This window comes from Brucella lupini (assembly GCF_002252535.1).
Taxonomy (GTDB): domain Bacteria; phylum Pseudomonadota; class Alphaproteobacteria; order Rhizobiales; family Rhizobiaceae; genus Brucella; species Brucella anthropi.
Genome location: NZ_NNRN01000013.1, coordinates 1 through 3,692, shown reverse-complemented (window position 1 = coordinate 3,692; position 3,692 = coordinate 1). Strand labels below are relative to the sequence as shown.

The window sequence follows — 3,692 nt, the reverse complement described above, 5'->3', positions numbered from 1 at the left end:
CTCCACCACCGCCACCGCCACCATCACCAGGCGTATTGATATTGCCTCCGAAGCCTCCAGATTGAGCCTGATAGTTTTGGTTAAAAGCCATCGAAATAAGGGTCGGATAGTAGAATATGCTGCCAGCTCCACCACCACCGCCACCTCCCGAGAATGGATCAGCAACATTGACACCCGGTGCCCCGGCGATATTTGAACCCGTAAAGGTCGCATTGCCGCCATTGGCACCGGACATTCCTGATTGACTGATGCCACCCTGGCCGCCTTGACCAGCAGCTGCCGATTGCGCTAGCGCTGAAGAAATGAATGTTGTCGAAGACAACATGAGTATGGACGCCGCGATAACGCAGCGCGAAGTATTTCGCGATACTGACATGTTTCCCACCTCAAGACGCTTTCCGACCGCTGCGTCTATGTGCCCCAAGTTTGATCTTCGCATTCGAATGGACGAGGCGAAGATATTGCCCACTATTATATTCGCAAATTTATGAAGTATTTTTATAAGGAAATCTACGAAAAAACAGCGGGTAGCGTGAAAAATCCCCGTAAATTGTGAGAGAGTTTACATGACTATACTTGAGAAGCTTACGCAAAAAGCCGCCCAACCATGATGGCTGGGCGGCAAGTGAAGGACCCAGGAGCAACCCAAAGTCCTATCCATGGAAATCGCTATGCTTGTTCTGTGCGAGGGGGCGTTGCGATTTCCAAACTGGTTTAGAACTTCACATTCAAGGTGGCGTTAAAGCCATTCTGTGTTGTGTCGTTACCGAACTGACCCACATAGCTCACCCCAAACGTCGATGCTTCAGTGATCGCTACGTCAAATCCGGCTTCAACGAGTGCTGCATCCTTTGCGATTGCGACACCCTCGACGGTAAAGGCATTGCTTCCTGCGAAGTACTGCGTGGATTCCGGCGTGATGTCACCATAAGCGTGACGCCAGCCGAGAGTTCCCTTCAGATTGGCGGTGGTGGCACCAAGCTGGAGGGGAGCCGATGCCCTCAGACCCAGGGTTGTGAAGGTGGTGCTGGTCGTTTCACCGTTAACAGACAAAGCTGCCGCACCGCCCTTTTCAGTGAAACCGTCGGTGTGCAAACGAACATGCGAGAGATTGCCAAACGGTTCAAAGGATGCCGCTGCCGTATCGATGCGATAACCAAGTTCACCAAATGCTTGGAATGTACGGGCATCATAATCAGCATCGAGACTGTCGCTGAAACCTGTGTAAGCAACCGAGCGTGAAGAGTCGATGCTATGCCAAGTGTGCACGAGGCCAGCGCGCAGACCAATCGGTCCCCACTGATTGCCACCATAGACACCCAGATGCCAGTTATCGCTCGTAGTCGAAGCAAAACGGCCCTTGGCATCAAGATCGGTCTGGCTGTAACCACCGACGACGCCGAGACGCCATCCGGAAGCAAAGCCAACATCCACACCGGACAGGAATCCGCCCGTCGTTGACTTGAGCCCGCCCGTATTAGCGTTTCCATCGTGATCCACCCACGAACCGAAACCAGAGGCCCATACACCGTAATCATAAGAAGCTGGTGCAACGGCGTTGAACGGCTGAGGCGCGCTGCCCTTTGGCGATTGGGCGAATGACAGAACAGGAGCGTCCTTGGCTGCCACACCCTCAAAAGCTGAACGAAGGCGATTGTTAATGGCATCAGCAGTCAGATTTGCGGTGTCAATAAGACCTGTTTTAACCGATGCATGTGTGTCACCCGAAAGCTGGTTGAATGCATCACGGGCTTCTTCCTCGCTCGCAAGGAACAGAACCGAGTTGTATAGCTCAAGCGACGAACCGCTTTGTTCCAAGCTATCCAGCGCACGAGCCGTAGCTACCTGATTGTTTGTCTGTGCTACCTTCTCGAAGACGACGGGCGGGTTCTCCGGATCAACAGGATCTGCTACCAAGCCAACCTTCAGATCAACCTGATTTGCGAGATGCTCAAGTTCAGCTGTCAGGAAGACTGATTTCGATGCGGCTTCAGAGAACTCACCGTCAACACCACCACCCGCAGTCAGAATTGTATACGTCTGTCCGTCCTGATAGCTAACCTTGTTGTCGAGCGCATAGACATCTACACGACCGCCTTGCAGGGTTGCCTTTCCGGTTACATCGATACGATCACTCGTGCCGTCGCCAGCGATTTCAACTGAATAAACGGAATCCGCACCGAAAGTCGCATCGCCCCCAACCTTGACGACACCGATGGAATTACCGGGCGTGATCATTCCATTCGCGGAAAGATTGCCAGCAATATCCCAATTGCCGCCTAAGATGGACGTCGGATCAACGAGGACACTGCCGCCCACGATAATTGGACTGTTGATGCTACCGCCGTGTGTGGAAGAACCGTCATTCAATGCAACATCGCCCCCGATATTCGCACCCGTGGGGTCAAATGTGAATGTGCTGGAAGTACCCGTCAGGTTTCCTGCTATCTCCGTTCCAGCTTCGAAGGTCAGATCAGTACCGGATTCGGCGTCCAGATCAGTGATGCCTTCGATTCTGCCGTTGTAGGTGGCACCCTGTTCCACTTTTACGTTTGTGACACCCGTTGTTTTTGTGGTGTCCGTGTCGACAATATCACCGCTTGATGTCGAACCTGCGCGCAAATTGAGATTGACTATGCCGTCCCCACCTGCCTCAGAACGGTTCACCTTCAACAAGGTTCCGTTATTCTGAGTGGCGACTGTTCCGTTGCCCAAGCTTACATTCTGAGTCTGGCCAGATTTGGAGAATGTGGACTCGAACGTTTCCTTGCCGGAGATAATTGAAGTGTTGTTAAGCGTTACATCAGCGCTGTCGGTCAGTCCGATACCGATGCCGCGTTCAGATTTCAGCGTTGAATCCGAAACCGTAAGAGTGCTGCCGTATTGAACCTGGCCAATATAAGCGTTCTCACCGGACGCGGTGATCGTCGTGTTTTTTAGTTTGATCGTACCCGACGTTTCGTCAGCGCCAACAACCGCGCCAGCTCGGAAACCGTAGCTGTCGGCACCAGTCGTGTTGATAACCAGGTTTTCTGCATTAATGATGCCGCCGTCAGTCGTTGCCGTGCCACCAACAGCGATAAGACCGTTGGCATTTTCATGCGGCGAATTCGAGTTCTGCTCTCCCAGAACGTTGTATGTGCCGCCTTTCAGATTGAGAATACCGCCCGCATAGGCCCACGCGGCATCGCCAACGTCGCCAGACGTCGTGATGTTGACGTTCTCAGCATTCAGCACAGATCCCGCACCGGATGCATACACACCGTAGGCCATGAAGCCCTCGGTGGTGATCGAAACATTCTTCAGATCAACATCGCCGCCATTCAGCGCATAAGCGCCATAGGCGCGCTGTCCAAGTGTGTGAATCGCCGTTCCTTCGGCACTGACAAGGGATCCATTACCCTGAGAGATAAGGGCGTAGCCGCGCGAACCGTCACCATCTTGCGTTCCTTTGCCTTTTTCATTGGCGGTTGTGATCGAGCCACCCGTCAAACTGATCTGGCCACCATTGTCAGCAAACGCACCGTAGGAATGAACGCCATTCGTCGTTATGACGGTATCTACGGCAGTGATTTTGCCACCAACCGTGTTTTTGTCATTGTTGGCGTGAAGACCGTAAGCAGTATCGCCCCTTGTGGTAATGGTTGAGTTTGTTGATTGCCACTGAGAACTGACCCAGCGTGGCCTGATAT

Annotated in this window: 1 protein-coding gene and 1 pseudogene; both read right to left on the bottom strand. The window is 52.9% G+C overall.

The features are described 5' to 3' along the window. Positions 1 to 325, bottom strand: a pseudogene (locus CES86_RS27030) (hypothetical protein); the annotation flags it as partial. Positions 326 to 714: 389 nt separating this feature from the next. Further along, positions 715 to 3,692 (bottom strand): autotransporter outer membrane beta-barrel domain-containing protein (locus CES86_RS01035; protein WP_094513314.1); only part of this gene is annotated, 2,978 nt, incomplete at its 5' end.